The sequence below is a fragment of the Thermomonospora catenispora genome, from assembly GCF_006363815.1.
Classification (GTDB): Bacteria; Actinomycetota; Actinomycetes; order Streptosporangiales; family Streptosporangiaceae; genus Thermomonospora; species Thermomonospora catenispora.
The window spans coordinates 69017-84696 of sequence record NZ_RRYT01000017.1 but is presented as its reverse complement, the minus strand read 5'-3'; the positions used below and the strand labels follow the sequence as shown (position 1 = coordinate 84696).

The 15680-nt window shown below is 69.0% G+C and carries 15 protein-coding genes and 2 tRNA genes; 9 read left to right on the top strand and 8 right to left on the bottom strand.

Annotation, left to right across the window (positions count from 1 at the left end; translation table 11 throughout):
* Positions 1–230: 230 nt before the first annotated feature.
* The 4 genes from EIO00_RS14945 to EIO00_RS14930 all read left to right on the top strand — a co-directional run bounded on the left by EIO00_RS14945 (position 231) and on the right by EIO00_RS14930 (position 3472).
* Entirely contained in the window at positions 231–455 is a 225-nt protein-coding gene (locus EIO00_RS14945) for a hypothetical protein (RefSeq protein WP_140179372.1), read from the top strand.
* Positions 456–457: 2 nt separating this feature from the next.
* A complete protein-coding gene (locus EIO00_RS14940) occupies positions 458–1678 on the top strand; it encodes a DUF6973 domain-containing protein (protein ID WP_140179370.1) in 1221 nt (406 codons plus the stop codon).
* 103 nt (positions 1679–1781) lie between these two features.
* Positions 1782–2525, top strand: coding sequence for a hypothetical protein (locus EIO00_RS14935; protein WP_140179368.1), 744 nt, complete (start codon positions 1782–1784; stop codon positions 2523–2525).
* A gap of 125 nt (positions 2526–2650) precedes the next feature.
* Positions 2651–3472: a S1 RNA-binding domain-containing protein gene (locus tag EIO00_RS14930; RefSeq protein ID WP_140179366.1), complete on the top strand. Its 822-nt coding sequence runs from the start codon at positions 2651–2653 to the stop codon at positions 3470–3472.
* Positions 3473–3890: 418 nt separating this feature from the next.
* Here the strand turns inward: EIO00_RS14930 and EIO00_RS14925 are convergent.
* Positions 3891–3961: transfer RNA gene (locus EIO00_RS14925), tRNA-Gly, on the bottom strand.
* Positions 3962–4134: 173 nt separating this feature from the next.
* Between EIO00_RS14925 and EIO00_RS14920 the strand changes: the two genes are divergently transcribed.
* Positions 4135–4209: transfer RNA gene (locus tag EIO00_RS14920), tRNA-Pro, on the top strand.
* A 701-nt stretch (positions 4210–4910) separates the two neighbouring features.
* Here the strand turns inward: EIO00_RS14920 and EIO00_RS14915 are convergent.
* Positions 4911–5174: a hypothetical protein gene (locus tag EIO00_RS14915; RefSeq protein ID WP_140179364.1), complete on the bottom strand. Its 264-nt coding sequence runs from the start codon at positions 5172–5174 to the stop codon at positions 4911–4913.
* A gap of 251 nt (positions 5175–5425) precedes the next feature.
* Between EIO00_RS14915 and EIO00_RS14910 the strand changes: the two genes are divergently transcribed.
* The gene (locus EIO00_RS14910) at positions 5426–6607 is read left to right on the top strand and encodes a glycosyltransferase (protein WP_140179362.1); all 1182 of its coding nucleotides are present in this window, start codon (positions 5426–5428) and stop codon (positions 6605–6607) included.
* 331 nt (positions 6608–6938) lie between these two features.
* Here EIO00_RS14910 and EIO00_RS14905 read toward each other — a convergent pair whose 3' ends face one another.
* Positions 6939–8027, bottom strand: a complete 1089-nt coding sequence (locus tag EIO00_RS14905) for a glycosyltransferase (RefSeq protein WP_140179360.1) — start codon at positions 8025–8027, stop codon at positions 6939–6941.
* A 118-nt stretch (positions 8028–8145) separates the two neighbouring features.
* Positions 8146–9015, bottom strand: a complete 870-nt coding sequence (gene rfbA, locus EIO00_RS14900; protein WP_140179357.1) for a glucose-1-phosphate thymidylyltransferase RfbA — start codon at positions 9013–9015, stop codon at positions 8146–8148.
* 196 nt (positions 9016–9211) lie between these two features.
* Here rfbA and EIO00_RS14895 point away from each other — a divergent pair, with 196 nt between their 5' ends.
* A complete protein-coding gene (locus EIO00_RS14895) occupies positions 9212–10198 on the top strand; it encodes a Gfo/Idh/MocA family protein (RefSeq protein ID WP_140179355.1) in 987 nt (328 codons plus the stop codon).
* 72 nt (positions 10199–10270) lie between these two features.
* Here the strand turns inward: EIO00_RS14895 and EIO00_RS14890 are convergent, their stop codons facing one another.
* From EIO00_RS14890 to EIO00_RS14875, 4 genes are all read right to left on the bottom strand, one after another.
* Positions 10271–10723 (bottom strand): nitroreductase family deazaflavin-dependent oxidoreductase, encoded by a 453-nt coding sequence (locus EIO00_RS14890; RefSeq protein ID WP_140179353.1) that lies wholly within the window; start codon positions 10721–10723, stop codon positions 10271–10273.
* Positions 10724–10963: 240 nt separating this feature from the next.
* A complete protein-coding gene (locus EIO00_RS14885; protein ID WP_140179351.1) occupies positions 10964–11584 on the bottom strand; it encodes a dTDP-4-dehydrorhamnose 3,5-epimerase family protein in 621 nt (206 codons plus the stop codon).
* Positions 11585–11630: 46 nt separating this feature from the next.
* Positions 11631–12290 (bottom strand): sulfotransferase family protein, encoded by a 660-nt coding sequence (locus EIO00_RS14880; protein ID WP_140179349.1) that lies wholly within the window; start codon positions 12288–12290, stop codon positions 11631–11633.
* Positions 12291–12322: 32 nt separating this feature from the next.
* Entirely contained in the window at positions 12323–12769 is a 447-nt protein-coding gene (locus EIO00_RS14875; RefSeq protein ID WP_140179347.1) for a carboxymuconolactone decarboxylase family protein, read from the bottom strand.
* 154 nt (positions 12770–12923) lie between these two features.
* Between EIO00_RS14875 and EIO00_RS14870 the strand changes: the two genes are divergently transcribed.
* Both EIO00_RS14870 and EIO00_RS14865 read left to right on the top strand, forming a co-directional pair.
* Complete coding sequence (locus EIO00_RS14870) at positions 12924–13667, top strand: hypothetical protein (protein ID WP_140179345.1); 744 nt, start codon at positions 12924–12926, stop codon at positions 13665–13667.
* Between the two features lie 58 nt (positions 13668–13725).
* Entirely contained in the window at positions 13726–15477 is a 1752-nt protein-coding gene (locus EIO00_RS14865; RefSeq protein ID WP_140179343.1) for an FAD-dependent monooxygenase, read from the top strand.
* Positions 15478–15680: the final 203 nt, after the last annotated feature.

Here is a 15680-nt window from a genome sequence, read left to right as displayed (position 1 = left end):
CTGAGGTTGGGGATGCCTATATGATCCTGCTTTGGCGGGCGGGGTTGAAAGGATTGTGTTATGGCAAAAGAAAAGGACATTAATAGCATTCTGAATCCTGGTTCTCCTTCTCGTCCGGGCCGGCCCACAGCGGAGGTGGTCGAGAGGTTCAGGTTGACGCCGATCACCTCAAGTCGCTGGCTGGGGATGCTGAAGAGACGGAGCGAGATATTCGATTCGCGGTGCATAAGATGACGCCCGATTCCGAGCAGGGCGCTCGTGCATTGGGGCGGGACTGGTCGACGTCAGCGAAGCTCTCCGAGCTGACGGCAGGCTGGGAATCTGCTTTGATCAAATTGGGAGGACAAGTAGGTGATGTGGGTCCGAAATTGACGAAGACGGCGGGTAATTACATGCTGGCAGAAGCTCTCAACCGGCAGGTCGTTCAGGCCATCACACATATTCTAGGAGACTGATCATGGTGACCTTTGCGGGACTGCGCGATGCTCGCCTCGGTCCCTTCGCTGAAGCCGCTGAAGCATGGAAGCAGCTCGCTGCTCGATTGGAGCGGGCGCACCGAACGGTGGTCGATCTGCAAGCGAAAGTAAGCAAAGAATGGAAGGGGAGAGACGCTGAGGCCGCGCATCTTCAGATGCAGATGCTGCGAGAGAAGAGCTACGCCGCATACCAAGCCGCCCTTGGGATCGGTCGAGTTCTGACTGCCGGACACCAGCGTTTCAAGACGGCTCAGACCAGTCTCCTGGAGGCTATTGAGGAGGCGCGGTCAGCTCGGTTCAAGGTTGGCGATGACGGTTCCCTGCATTATCCACCGACCAGAGAGCCTCTTCCCATCTCTGAACAAGTGCTGCTCCAACAGAGAGCCGAGCAGATTCAGAAGAAGATGGCATCCGCGCTACGCGCCGCAAATGAAGCCGATCAAAGGGTCACCCAGGCGCTGAGCATGCTCAAGTCGAGCATCCTCGACATCACACGGGCCGGTGAAGATCCCAGGCAGACCATGTGGCGAGCGGTATGGGAGGTCAATCCGCACGAGGTGGACGGGCGCCGCTCCTTGGCCGACATCATGAAGAAGTATCAGGTCACTAAGGAACCCGACGGGATGACGCACTTTCCAGACGGGTTCTTGGAATGGGTGGCCAAGCAGTTGGGGAAGGAGCCGCGGGAAGTCACTGAAAGCGAGAAGAGAGCACTGGAAGAGTTGCTGCGCTCAAGAGGAATCAAAGGTCTCATAATGTTCGAGAATAATTTCAACGCCGCGGCTGAGCCTCCGCGGAGCTGGGCTCCGGGAGGAGGGTGGCAGGACGGTCATGGCGATGCCTGGCGGCATGCCTACTGGAATGCGCTCATGACCCGTGACTTTGGAGCAGAATGGACAGAGAAATTTACCATTGCTCACGAACGGATCGCTGACAAGAATCCCGGTCCACGTGAGGCAATGGACCTCTATAACAACGAAGTCGGACGGCAGATCGCACTTCAGCATCCGAATGCGACCAACGAAGAGCTGGCCAGATATGTCCGACAGGCCGTTGCAGAAGGCAGGATGGTGGTGATCGATAAAGACGGGCAGCTGGCCTGGAGCGACCAGATAGCTGAGGGACAGACCATGCAGCAGAAGCAGGTCAGTGAGCTGCCAGAGTATGGCCCCGGGCGGGATCCCGCCAAAGTGGGGAGATGACGTGCGGGCTGTGCGAAAGCGATTGGCCATGCCCGTTGTCGTCCTGCTGCTCTGCCACGGGACGGCGACGGGCTGCGCCGGGACCCCTTGGGAGGACCGCTACGTGGACGAGCAGGCGAGCGCCATGATGGCGGAGTCGCTCACCAGGCTCTCGAAGTCGCCGCCTCAGTATCCCGGGATTCCGCTTCGGAGTCTGACCTCCTTCACATGGGATAAGCTCTTTGTTTTCACGGAGCTGACAAGAAATGAGGAAATTCGCAACAAAACTGGATTCTCCTTTATTTCAAAGAATGGACATGTGGGCGAATATCGCTCGCTATTGATCTTCGTCGACGGGTCGGACTTCGCAAAGGCGATGCTCCTTCGAGACGGCAAGACCTTCCTGCTCGGCTATGAGAGCGGAAAGAAGTACTCGTCTCATGCGCGCCTGCTCGGGAAACGGGACAGCAAGATGCTGAGCCTGGCGGATCAGACCGACTTCGAGTTCTTCTATGATCCGTCCCTGGAGGATGAGATCGAAGATAAAGCAGATGAGCTCTGGAGGGGGCGAAAGAAATCCGTTCCCCTCGGCGACCTCGGGTTCGCGTGGGACGAGCTGCACGTGATAGAGCCAGGGAGCCTGGAGAAGGAGACCGGGCTTTCCTGCACAGGATTCGAATACCAGTCGGCCCTGGCCGCCTTCATGGTCTTCAAACATCGGGGGCGCATCGTCCGGATCACCGAGGTGAGCAACGCGCTGTTCCCGCCTGAGCATCGGCGTGAGGTGAGCGGACGGAAGTGGAGCAGCAAGGTGCGGATGACGGTGAGGGACGAGGAGAACCGTGCGATCACGCTTCAGGAGCCGTGACCGCCGCCGAGGCCGCCCCTGACGCCGTGGCGTCGAGGCCTTCGTCCGGGAACGCCGGTGAGAGCGTCGCGGATTCGACGTCGGTGCTCTTGAGCGCCCAATGCTTCTCCGGGATGCTTCGGGCCATGGGCAGGGCGGCGGCCGAGCGGGGCGCGGATGAGCCGCTGGGTGATCCGCTGGAGTCCGTGCGGGTCGGTGACGTGGTCTCCGGGACGGTCACGGAGACGGGAGGACCCCACGGGCTCCTGGTGAGGCTGGACGGTCCTCTGGCCGAGGTGTCGGCGAGCGTCGGGCCGCTGGATGTGTCCTGGCGGGGGCGTTCGGTGAAGGACGTGCCCGTCGGGCGGCGCGTCACCGCCGAGGTGATCGCCGTCGACACGGAGCGGAGGGAGGTCCACCTCTCCATGGCCGCGACCGAGAACCCGCGGCTATGGGCGTTCCTGAAGGGGCTTCGCCGCGGCGACGTGCTCACCGGAGTGGTGGCGGCCACGCCGCCCTTCGGCGTGTTCGTGGCGCTGGACGATGGACCGCCGCACCCGATCTACCCGGGGGTGGGGTTCATCACGACCCCCGAGCTGTCCTGGCGGCGTTTCGAGAAGGTGACCGACGTGGTGCGGGTCGGGCAGCGGATCCGGGCCGCCGTGTTGTGCCCCGACACCAGGAACGGGGAGGCCCGGCTCTCCCTGCGCGCCCTGCGGCCCGATCCCTTCCAGGCGTTCGCCGACACCGCCCGCATCGGGCGGAGCGTCCCGGGAACGGTGACCAAGATCGCCCCGTTCGGGATCCTCGTGCGCATCACCGACGACGTGGAAGGACTGCTCCCTGCCGGCGACCTCCCCTCCGACCGGGCCGTTCAAGTGGGCGACCCGATCACGGTCGCCATCGCCGAAGTGGATCGAGAACGACGCCGAGTGCGGCTCTCCCGCCCGCCGACCGGGGCCGCCTGACCCGGCCCCGCCCCATCGTCCGGTCGAGCCGCCCACCGATCCCCTCGGCGGAGCTTGCTCTCCTCCGACGAGGAAGCGGGCCCAGGGAGAGCCCCGGCAGGCTGAACGCCGTCCGCACCGAGCGGCGGCACCGGCCGACCGCCGGCCGGCTTCCGTCGCCGCCGATGCCGCCGGGGACGTCACCGACCCGGCGGAGCCGGTGGACATCTCGGTGCGGGACGCCCGGACCGGGGGTTCATGTCCGGCTTTTTGCGGTGCACCCCGAGGAGGAAGGGACTTCTCGACGAGGGCCGCTCGCGCGACGAACGGGCGCATGACGGGTGCGCACGCGCCGCAGACCCTGGAACGGACAAGGAGGCCCTGGAACGGACAAGGCCCGGGCCGGGGATCGCGCCTCCGGCCTGGGCCTTCTCGTGAGAGCGGGCGACGGGAATCGAACCCGCGTAACCAGTTTGGAAGACTGGGGCTCTGCCACTGAGCTACGCCCGCGACGGGTCAAGAAACCCGAGAGGACGGGTCTTGGCCTCGCAGGTAGGGTACTAGCTTCCGGGTGTGCTTCGCGCGTGGTATTCCCCACCGGGGGGACGGCGCTGTTAATCGGATGGCGTGCGGGCTGATCCGCACTAGACTTTCAGGCTGCCGCCGTGTCGGCGGCCGATGACCGGGGTGTGGCGCAGCTTGGCTAGCGCGCGTGCTTTGGGTGCACGAGGTCGTGGGTTCGAATCCCGCCACCCCGACGCATGATCCCAGGTCACGGGTCTGGTCGTCGCTGCGGCGGCCGGGCCCGTGATCGTTTGACGGGCCGGCTCGCGAAGCCTCGGTCGAGGCCGGGCGCCCAGGGCGGTTCCGATGACGGTCGCACAGGGGGCTCTCAGGTGCCGATGCGGCCGGTCGGAGAGAACCTGGCGGCGACCGTGGGCGGGAGAGGGCTCGACCTGGGCCATGTCTGTGTGCGGTCACGTCGTGGGCAGGGAGCCGGTCAGGTCAGATGCATCGTTGCGGGGGTTCTGCATCGACGTCGGCACGCCCTGGGCGGCGTGCGGCGGGGCGCTTGCCCACGGCCTCCCAGGGCGTGCCGCTTCGACCGTCGCCTCTGGTCCGATCGCCCGCACCTCGCCCGCACCAGGTCATGGCCGGACTCTGCATCGTGAAGTCCGGGGCGCCGCCGTGCCCGGATGCTCGGCCCGCCCGTGCCTCATGACCTGCTCGTGCCTTATGGGATGAGGTCGGTCGTCCGGCCCGGCCGGACTCGGGCGCGGGCCGGGCGGGGAGCGTCGCCCGCCGCACTCGGCCGGCTCCTGTCCCTCCGCTCTGGCGGAAGGGCCGTTCCGATCCTCGGCACGAGCCGGAACGGCCGGGCGATGCCCGCATGGCGGACCGCGCATCGTTCATCCGTCGCGCGGTTTCCGCGGCGCCGAAGGGGCGCCGGCCGGGACGGTCAGGCGGCCTTGCGGACGATCTCCACGGGGTCGGAGTTCAGCAGGGCGGGGATGGCGGATTCGCCGCCGGCGAGATCCATTCCCATGTCGTGGAGGCGGTCGATGATGTTCTGGATGACGTCTTCGGTGCGCTTCCGTTGGGTGCCTTCCCAGACGAGGTCGGGGAAAAAGGTCAGATAGACCTTGTCGTTCCCCTGGCTGAAAATGTTGACCTCCATGATGTCCCGAAGGGCCATTCGGGCGCTGTAGATCAGGTTGTTCATGGGATCACCGCCTTCTCGGCGCTCGTTTACGGGATCATCGCGCACGCGTCCGGGCCCATGATGGGCGGGTGCCGGAGGCGGTGGCATCTCCGACGTTGCCGTGGCGGACGAGGGCGGGCGTCCGCCCTGTTCAACCGTGCGAAGTCCGCAGACGAACAGGGATTCATTGACAGAAAAAGGGTGTGCCGCGGACCATCGGTGGCGTTCATGATTTTGGTCGGCCGCGTCCCACGGAAAGCATCCGGAGTGCCATGAGAATCCTGTTCATCACCACGGGCAGCCAGGCGACGTTCTATGCCGCCGCACCGTTGGCGACGGCCGCGCGGAACGCCGGGCATCAGGTCATTCTGGCCGCCCACGAGCCGTGGGTGGAGACCGCGGAGGCGATCGGACTTCCCACATTCTGTTTCACCGTCGACCCGATCCGGCACTTCATGCGGGTCGCCAATCCCGGCAAGGGTCTGCGTTTCCCCCGGGAGATGGGGGACGAGGAGATGCTCGGCCAGGGCCGGGGGTTCGCCCGGATGGGTCTGGCCGGGCTGGAGTCGCTGCTGGAGCTGGCGAAGGACTGGCCGCCCGACGTGGTCGTCGGCAGCTCGCAGAGTTACTCGGCGATGCTGCTCGCCGCCCACCTCCAGGTCCCGTACGTACGTCACATCGAGTACCTGGGCATCCCGTTCACCGGCATCGACCCGGGCGCCGCGGAGGAGCTCGAGCCGGAGCTGAAGCGGCTGGGGCTGGACGGGCTGCCGGAGCCCGATCTGCTCCTGGACGCCACCCCGCCGTCGCTGCGGCCCTCCCACGACCCTCCCGCCCAGCCGATGCGATGGATCCCGAGCAACCCGCAGCGCCGTCTCGAACGCTGGATGTACACCCGGCCCGAGGGGCGTCGCCGCGTCGTGATCACCTCGGGGTTCCGCAGCCTGATGTTCCGCGACCCGGGCTGGACGATGCCGCTGCTGGTGCGCGAGCTGGACCGGCTGGGGGCGGAGGTGCTGATCGCCGCCTCGCCCGGAGCCGCCGAGCGGTTCGGCTCCGAGCTCGGGGATGCGCGCATCGGCTGGATCCCGCTGGACGTGGTCGCCGGGACCTGCGACCTGGCGATCCACCACGGCGGCGCGACCACCGCCACGACCTTCATGGCCAACGGCGTGCCGCAGCTGATCATCCCCGAGAACCCCCCGGAGTTCCCGCCGAACTACCACCGGGAGGCCATCGCCAAGGCCATCAGCGGCTTCGGCGCCGCCAAGATGCTGTGGCCGCAGGCCCAGGAGCCCGACAAGGCCCCGGGCGAGGTGATCGCCGCGGCCTGCCGGGAGATCCTGGCCGACCCCGGCTACGCCGAGCGGGCGCAGTTCCTCGCCAAGGAGATCGCGTCGCTGCCGACGCCTTCGGAGATCGTGCCCCTGCTGGAAGGGCTGCGCTCCCGGTAGTCCTCGCCGGGTGCGGGCCGCGAAGCGCCCTGGAACCGGATCGCCCTGGAACCGTGCGGAGAGTCCTCGCCTCCTCGGCGAAGGAGGCTCTCCTCCCGGTTGCGGGGCGATCGTGCTTTTCGGGGGCCTCCTGACGCGGCGGGGTTCTCTTCGTGCCGCCGGGAAGGGGGCGTCCGGGCCGCGTCCGGGCTCCGCGTCCCTCTTCCTCAGCGGGCCACGGGCTCCTCGACAGGCCGCGGGCGGGCGACGCTCGGCGCGTTCCTCATCGGGTCACGGGCGAACGACGTGGGGAGCGCACGCTCTGTGCGCTCCCCACGTCCTCGGGGCGGGGTCAGCGGGCGACGAGGGCCTCCAGGTCGCCCAGCACCTCAGCGGGGGTCGGCAGTGACGCGACCTCTTTGGCGAGGATCTGCGTCCGCTCGGCGTAGCCGGGGTCGGCCAGGACCTTCCGGCAGGCCGCGGCGATCTCCTGGGCGGACTCCTCGGCGGAGTCCCGGTCCGCCGTCGGCCGGTGCCGTTCCACCAGCACGGCGGCGCCGAAGCCGGCCAGCGACTCCGCGACGGCCCTGCCGTAGCCGTTGTCGGGGACGATCACCTGGGGCACGCCCGCGTTGATCAGGGTGGCCGCGGTGGTCGCGCCGCCGTGGTGGACCGCCAGGTCGCAGGTCCCGGCGACCACGTCCAGCGGGATCCAGCCGATGCGCGCATCCCCGAGCTCGGAGCCGAACCGCTCGGCGGCCTCGGGGAGCGCGGCGATCAGCACCTCCGCCCCCGTGCCGGTCAGCCCGTCCACCAGCTCCCGCAGGAAGCCGCCGGGGGAGTCGAGCATGAGGTTGCGGGTCCCCGAGGTGATCAGCACCCGGCGGCGTCCCTCGGGCCGGGTGTACATCCACGGCTCCAGGCGGCGTTGCCGCACCCGGGGGACCCAGCGCATCGACCGCGCCTCGGGGGAGCCCGGCGGTCGCAGGGACGGCGGGCAGAGGTCGATGAACAGGGCCGGTTCCGGCAGCCCGGTCAGCCCCAGGCGGTCCAGCTCCGGCTGGAGTTCGGCCTCGGCCTTGCGGTCGCGGCGCGCCATGGGGGCGATGTGCCAGACCTGGCGGACGTAGGGGACCTTCAGGCGGGCGGCGAGCACGCGTGGGACATGGGACAGGCCGCCGACGACCAGGTCGGGGGGCCATGCTTCGGCCAGCCGGAGGAGGGCGTCGAGCCGTTCGGCGGCCGTCATGGCGTCCTGGCCGTAGCGCAGGCGTTCGGTGGTGATGCGGACCGCGGGGAGGCCGACGGCCTCCGCGGCCTCCAGGAGCGGCTCGTCGGCGGCCAGCAGGATCTCATGTCCGGCGTTCCGCGCGGCCGAGGCGAGGGGGGCGACGCCGAAGACGGTCGCCTGGCTTCCTCCGACGGTGAACAGGATTCTCATGGCGTTCTGCTGCTTTCGAAGAGCGTGGAGAGTTCGAGGGGCCGGAGTTCTCCGGGATTTCGGGGATTTCGAGGAGTGCGGTGGGCGGCGTCGCCGGTGCCGCGGGATCGGTCGGTTGTCAGCCCGCTTCGGCCACTTCCATGATGTACCGGCCGTAGGCCGAGTTCGCCAGCCGGCTGCCGAGGCGGTAGCAGGTCTCCCGGTCTATGTATCCCATGCGCCAGGCGATCTCCTCAAGACAGGCGATGCGAACGCCCTGGCGATGTTCCAGGATCTGCACATAGTTCCCCGCCTCCATGAGGGCGTCGTGGGTTCCGGCGTCCAGCCAGACGAAACCGCGGCCCAGCGGTACCAGGGTGGCCTCGCCGCGTTCCACGTAGATGCGGTTGAGGTCGGTGATCTCCAGTTCTCCGCGTTCGGACGGCTGCAGCCGGCGGGCGAATTCCACGACCTTGTTGTCGTAGAGGTAGAGGCCGGTGATCGCCAGGTTGCTCCGTGGGCGCTCGGGTTTCTCCTCGATCGCGACGAGCTCTCCGTTCCGGTCGAGGACGCCGATCCCGTAGCGTTCCGGGTCGCGCACCGGGTAGCCGAACAGCACGCAGCCCTGGACGTTCTGCGACAGGCGCTGGAGCATGGGGCCGAATTCGTATCCGTGGAAGATGTTGTCGCCCAGCACCAGGGCCACCGAGTCGTCGCCGATGTGGTCGGCGGAGACCAGGAACGCGTCGGCCAGCCCGCGGGGTTTCTCCTGTTCCGCGTAGGTCAGGGAGATGCCGAGCCAGGATCCGTCGCCCAGCAGCCGGCGGAACGCCTCCTGCTCCTGCGGGGTCGTGATGATCTCGATCTCGGTGATCCCCGCCAGCATCAGGACCGACAGCGGATAGTAGATCATCGGCTTGTCGTAGACCGGGAGCAGTTGTTTGGATATTCCGAGCGTGATCGGGTGCAGTCGTGTTCCGTTTCCGCCGGCCAGGATGACGCCTTTCATCGTGTCGCCTCCGCGTTGCGCCTGCCTGCTGGAATGGTGCATTTTCATGGTGGTCGGCGGATGGCCTGCGGGCACCTTCGGTGTTGCGGGGTCGGGTCGTTGACCGGTCGCGGCACGGCTGTTTAGGCTGACGATCGCCCGGTTCAGGTGTGCAATTTTCTGCTTCCCTGCAGGTGGTCTCGTGAAAAGTGAAGACATGTCAGCCGGCCGTGAATTCGGCCGCGAGCTCGGCATCGGTGTCATCGGATGCGCCGACATCGCCGTGCGGCGGGCTCTGCCGGCGATCCGGAAATCGCCGTTCCAGCTGGTGGCGGTCGCCAGCCGGTCCGCGGAGAAGGCGGCGGGCGTCGCGACCCGGTTCGACTGCAAGGCCGTCGAGGGGTATGACCGGCTCTTGGAGTCGCCCGACGTCGACGCGGTCTACATCCCGTTGCCCAACAGCGAGCACGCCGCGTGGGCGCGACGGGCGCTGAGCGCGGGAAAGCATGTCCTTTTGGAGAAGCCGGCGGTGCCCGACGGCCCGACCGCCCGCGCCCTCGTCGAGCTCGCCGAGGAGCGCGGGCTGGTCATCATGGAGAACTTCGCGTTCCTCCGGCACCCCCAGCACGACCAGGCGCGCGCCCTGCTGGAGGAGGGCGCCATCGGCGAGCTCCGCGCCTATGACGGAGCGTTCGGCATCCCGCCGACCGACCCGAGCGGGATCCGCTACCAGGCGGAGCTCGGCGGCGGGGCGCTGTGGGAGGTCGGGTGCTATCCGGTGCGCGCGGCCCAGGAGTACCTCGCCTCGCCGCTGGAGGTCGTGGGCGCCACCGTGCGGGTCGATCCGGAGCCGGGCGTGGACGTCTCGGGGGTGGCGCTGCTGCGCGACGCCGACGGGGTCACCGCGAGCTGCTCCTTCGGCATGTCCCACGGCTACCGGTCGACCTACAGCCTGTGGGGGAGCCGGGGCCGTCTGGTGCTGGAGTGGGCGTTCACCCCCTCCCGGGAGGCCCGTCCGGTGCTGCGGCTCCACCAGCAGGACCGGGAGACCCGCATCGTCGCTCCGGCCGCGGACCAGTTCCTCGGCGTGTTCACCGCGTTCCATCGGGCGGTGTGCGATCCGGCGGAGCGGCCGGCGCACCATGGCGAGCTGGTGCGGCAGGCCGAGCTGATGGCCCGGATCCGCGAGCGCGCCTTCGGCTAGGGGCCGTACCGGAACGGGGCGTCCGTCCGGACCGGCACCGGACGGACGCCCCGCGGCCTCGGCCCCGGAGGGTCACCGGGGGGTGAGCCGCACGATGGGGTACACCCGGTCGGACTTGCTCTGGTACTTGGCGATGCGCGGCTGGGCGGTCGAGATGATCTTCCAGGCGTCCTCGCGCTCGGAGCCCTCGAGCGTGTGGGGGGTGACCGGGACGGTGCCGCGGCCGGGCAGCTCGATGGTCGCCTTCTCCGGATGCGCCATCAGGTTGGCGTACCAGTCGGGGTTCTGGCTGCCGCCGCCCGAGGCGATGCACAGCCAGGAGTCCTCCCCGTCGCCGAACCAGGCCACGGGGGTCTGCCGGGGCTCTCCGCTCCGGCGGCCGACCGTGTTCAGGATCAGCACGTTCATGCCCATGAACGTGGCCTTGCCCTTGCGGACCTTGCGGATCATCCGGGCGTTCATTTTCTTCTGCATCCACCGGGAGAACGGTCCGGGCGTGCCGGGCTTGCGCTTTTTCTCGGCCATGGGCGACCTCCAGTGAATTCCGATATCCGGCGACACGGAGCAGAAGAAATCTTTGCTCCGTTCGTTCCGTTGCGGACGCGACGGGACGACCCTCTTGTCTACCAAGGCCGAACTGGTGTTGCAAAGGTTGCAGTCAGAACAGTCGTCCTCTTCGCCGATCGGCCGATTCGCAGTTGAACGGAGAGGTTGGGGAATGCCCTGCGGCCGCCGTCGACGAATCAGCCGATTACCGAATTAAGGTCATCCGTTATCGCGTCGGCCGAGGCCGTTCACCAGGGTCGGGAACCGGCGGCACTGCTCGTAGGTGGGCAGGATGCCGGCGGCCGCCGCCTCGGCGAGCGTGGGCGCCGCCGCGTCCTTGGCCGAGCGGATCGGCGGCTCCGTCAGGTTCCACGGCAGCGCCAGATCCGGATCGAGCGCGTCAATGTCGATCATCGTGCCCGGCACGTACTCCTCCGAGCACAGATAACACATGCACGTGTCGTCGGTGAGGGCCAGGAACGCATGGCCGATCCCGTCGGGCAGGAACACCGCCGTCCCGTTCTCCGGGCTCTGATAGGTGACGTCGTAGTGGCCGAACGTCGGCGAGCCCACGCGGATGTCGACGGCGATGTCCAGCGCGCGCCCCCGCACGCAGGTGACGAACTTCGCCTGACCCGGCGGCACCCGGGTGCCGTGGATCCCCCGGAGGGTGTTGCGCCTGGACACCGAGAAGTTGACCTGGCGGACCCTCAGCTCCCAGCCGCTCTCGGCCGACAGGGCGCTGGCCCTGATCGCCTCGAAGAAGACCCCCCGCGCATCGCTCAAGGGCTCGGGCTCGATCCGGTACGCGCCCGGCACCGCCATTTCCGAGATCAACACTGGATGCTCCCTGGACGCTCCTGAGGTCGGTTCCTCCGGCGGGCGCTCAGCCGGCGGAGACCGCCTCGCCCGCGGCCACCCGCGCGATCCGCCGCCGCATGGACGCGGCGTCGTTGGCGTGCGGGAAGTCCTCCTCGGGCGCCTCGACGCCGAGGAAGTCGCACAACGGCCCCCACCCCTGCCGCACGTCGTAGACCAGCAGGTCGTCGCCGAAGGCGCGGACGACCTCCTCGTTGTGCCGCAGGTAGACCTCGATGGCGTGGTCCTTGTTGGAGAACCGGCCCCCGAAGAGGCCGTTCCAGACCATCGTGCTGGTGATGCGGAACAGCCGGGCCTGCCGGGAGCCGGGCCGTGGCGGGTTCGCCTCGCTCCGCAGGGCGAACTGGTACAGCGTGTCGTAGGTGCTGCGGTACCACTCCTCGGGGTCGCGTACCGTAAGGACCATCTTGGCCTCGGGGAACGCCTCCTTGAGCTGCCGGTGGTAGATCGCGCAGGGGCCGTCCACGGCGGCGGCGTAGCCGTCGAACACCGCCTCCCAGTCCGGGGTCTCGCCGTCGCAGACGATCCCCTCCCACCGGCGGAGGCGGCTCTCGTCGTCGACGACGTCGAACATGTGGAAGCAGGGGCCGAAGCCGAGCCGCTCCAAGGCCACCTTCAGCGACGTCGTGCCGGTCCTGCCCAGGCCGGCGTTGATGAGCTGCAACACGATGCCGTCCCCTTTCTCGGTGCCGGTCCGCCTCAGCGCCAGGCCGCGGGCTCCTGCCGGGTGGCGACGTTGACGCGGTTCCACAGGTTGACCAGGCCGACGTGGATGACCAGGGCGCCGAGCTCCTGCTCGGTGTAGTGCCGGGCGGCCTCCTCCCAGACCTCGTCCGGCGCCATGTCCTGCGGATCGGCCAGCAGGGTGAGGGCCTCGGCCAGCGCCAGCGCGGCGCGCTCGGCCTCGGTGAAGCAGGACTCGGTCCGCCAGTCGGACACCAGCAGGAGGCGTTCATCCGGCGGTCGCGCCGACCCCTCCTCCTCGTCGAACGTGTAGACGCGGCCGTTGAGCTGGCTGACGCGCAGCCGGACCAGGTCGAGCGTCGTCTGCGGCACGCCGGTCCTGCCGATGACCTCGGTCAGGTCGAGCAAGGGCTGCAACGCTCCGGGCACGACCAGCGAAGGGTTGGTCATCCGTGGGGCCATCGGTCTCTCCTGAGCCAAGGTTTCCGGTGAATCGCCTCGCGGACATGCTGCTCACCGCCCGTCGAATTGAGCAAGAAATCCCGTTCAACTGAGGAGCGCGCACCGCTGACGAGCGCCTTACCCTGCCCTTGTCGAGAGGGCCGAGGGGGAGGAGATGACAAAGGTCGGCATCCTGGTGCACAGCCGCAATCTCGCCACTCATGCGTGGGAAGATCTGGTATTCGGGCGGCCGGAACGAAATCAGCTCGGCGACCATGCGACGTTGGCGCGCGTGGTGCTGACCCTCGAACCGAGCGAGGAATTGACCTGCATCGTCTTCGGGCGGGGGACGTCCTGGCGGGACGGGCTCAACGAAGGCGACTATTCCAAGAAGTTCCTGCTGGACAATCTCGACCGGCTGCGCGAGTTCCCGGCGCTGGCGCCGCTGCTGGCGCGCTGCGACGCCGTCGGGCTCGAGGCCTTCCGCCGGCACATGGAGTCGGTGATCGTCACCGCCGAGGTGCGCAACACCGTCGAGGAGATCGAGGCCGCGGCGGCGATCTTCGCCGAGCGCGGCGTGGCGAAGGTCGTCCAGATCGCCGCGGCCAGCCACGCCGCGCGATGCGTCAAAGAGCAGGCCGTGGCGCGTGCCTGCGGCCGGATCGGCGCGGACCAGATGTGGTTCACGGTCGCCACCGACATGGCCTATCACGGCACCGGGCCCCAGGACGTCGTCGTGCTCGAGCCGCTGCACCGCCGCGACCAGCCGATGACCCGCGTGCGCCCGGGACTGGCCGAGGCCATCGCCCCGTATTTCCAGTTGCCCGACGAGGACAAGAAAGCGTTCATCGCCCTTGTGGCGGACTTCATGGACCGCGCCGCCCGGCGCCCGGATCCAGCGGTTCTCAACCGGGGCTGAAGAGGCCTTTGACAGGCTGCGGAGAAGCGTGCGTCCGGCGAATCCTGGAAGGGCGAACATGGCGGAAACCGAGATTCCGGTCCTGATCGTGGGCGGCGGCGGATGCGGCCTGTCGGCCTCCGTCTTCCTGTCCGATCAGGGCGTGGACCATCTGCTGGTGGAACGGCATCCCGACACCTCGAGCCTCCCGAAGGCGCACTATCTCAACCAGCGCACGATGGAGATCTTCCGGCAGCACGGGCTCGTCGAGGACGTGCTCGCGGAGGCGGCGCCGCTGGAGAAATTCGGCAAGGTGCGCTGGCAGACCACGCTCGCGGGGGACGGGCCGCTGGATCGGCGCCTGATCCACGAGATGGACGCCTTCGGCGGCGGCGGGCTGCGCGAGCGCTACGCGGCGGCGGGGCCCGTCCTGCCCGCCAAGCTGCCGCAGATCTGGCTGGAGCCGATCCTGCGCCGCCACGCCGAACGGCGCAATCCCGGGCGGATCCTGTTCGGCCGCGAGCTGATCGGCTTCTCCGACGAGGGCGACCACGTCGTCGCGCAGGTGCGCGAGATGGAGACCGGCCGGGTCGACACGATCCGGGCGCGCTACCTCCTGGGCGCCGACGGCGGCCGCATGGTCGGCCCCGCCGCTGGCATCGAGCTGCAGGGCCCGCCCGGAGAGGTCAACACCACCACCGTGTACTTCTCCGCGGACCTGTCGCAGTGGTGGGAGGAGGGCACGCTCATCACCCACTTCCTCAGCCCGGAGGACCCCGACCTGTCCTGCAACCTCATCGAGATGGGCCCGAGCTGGGGGAAGGACTGCGAGCAGTGGGCGCTGCACTTCGCCCCCGGCCCGCCCGGTCGGTGGAACGCCGAGACGGTCGTCCCCAGGATCCGGGAGCTGCTGGGGCTGCCGGACCTGGAGGTGACCGTGCACAAGGTGACGGACTGGGTCGTCCACTCGCTCCTGGCCGACCGCTACCGGGCCGGCCGGGTGCTGATCGCCGGCGACGCCGCGCACCGCCAGCCGCCCGCCGTGGGACTCGGCCTCAACACCGGGATCCAGGACGCGCACAACCTGGCCTGGAAGCTGGCCGCGGTGCTCGACGGCCGCGCCGGGGACGGCCTGCTGGACACCTACGAGGCCGAGCGTCGGCCCGTGGGGCGGGAGAACGTCGACTGGGCGGTGTCGGCGGCCGTCCATCACCAGGCGCTGCTGGACGCCGTCGGCGTCGGCCACCGCGTTCCGGCGGGGATCCGCAGGCGGCGGCTGGAGGCGTACTTCGACCCCTCCCCGCTCGGCGAGACCGTGCGGGCGCGCGCCCGGGAGATGTTCCACACCCACCGCGGCGGATGCCAGGCGCTCGACATGGAGATCGGCTTCCACTACGAGGAGGGCGCGCTCGTGCCCGACGGAAGCCGCCCGCCGGCCCGCGCCCCCATGCGCGACGTGCACCGTCCCACGACCCGCCCCGGGCACCGGCTGCCGCACGCCTGGATCGAACGCGACGGCCGGCGCCTGTCCACCCTCGACCTCGCCGGGCCGACCCGGTTCGCCCTGATCACCGGGCCGGAGGGGACGCCGTGGTGCCGGGCGGCCGAACGGATGGCGGAGAAGTTCTCGGTCCCGGTCGCCACGGCCCGCATCGGCGACGGCGCCGACTACGCCGACGCGGACGGCGGATGGGCGGCCGTCCGGGAGATCGCCGACGCCGGCGCGATCCTGGTGCGCCCCGACCAGCACGTTGCCTGGCGCAGCCCGGGCGGCGACGCCGAGCCCGAGCAGACCCTGGCGGAGGTGTTCACCGCGCTGCTGGACCGCTGACCGCGCCCGGGGTCCCGAGAGCGCGACCCGCTCTCGGGACCTTCGCCGTTCCACCGCCGTCTGCCGCCGTCCGCCGGCGTTCCCCGCTGCCGGCCGTCACCCCGTCGGGGTTCGCCGTTCGCCGGCGCCCGCCGGCGGGATCCGCCGCGGCGCCCTTCGGGAGTGTCCCGCGGGGGGCGGACTCCGGGAGGCCCCCGAAGGCC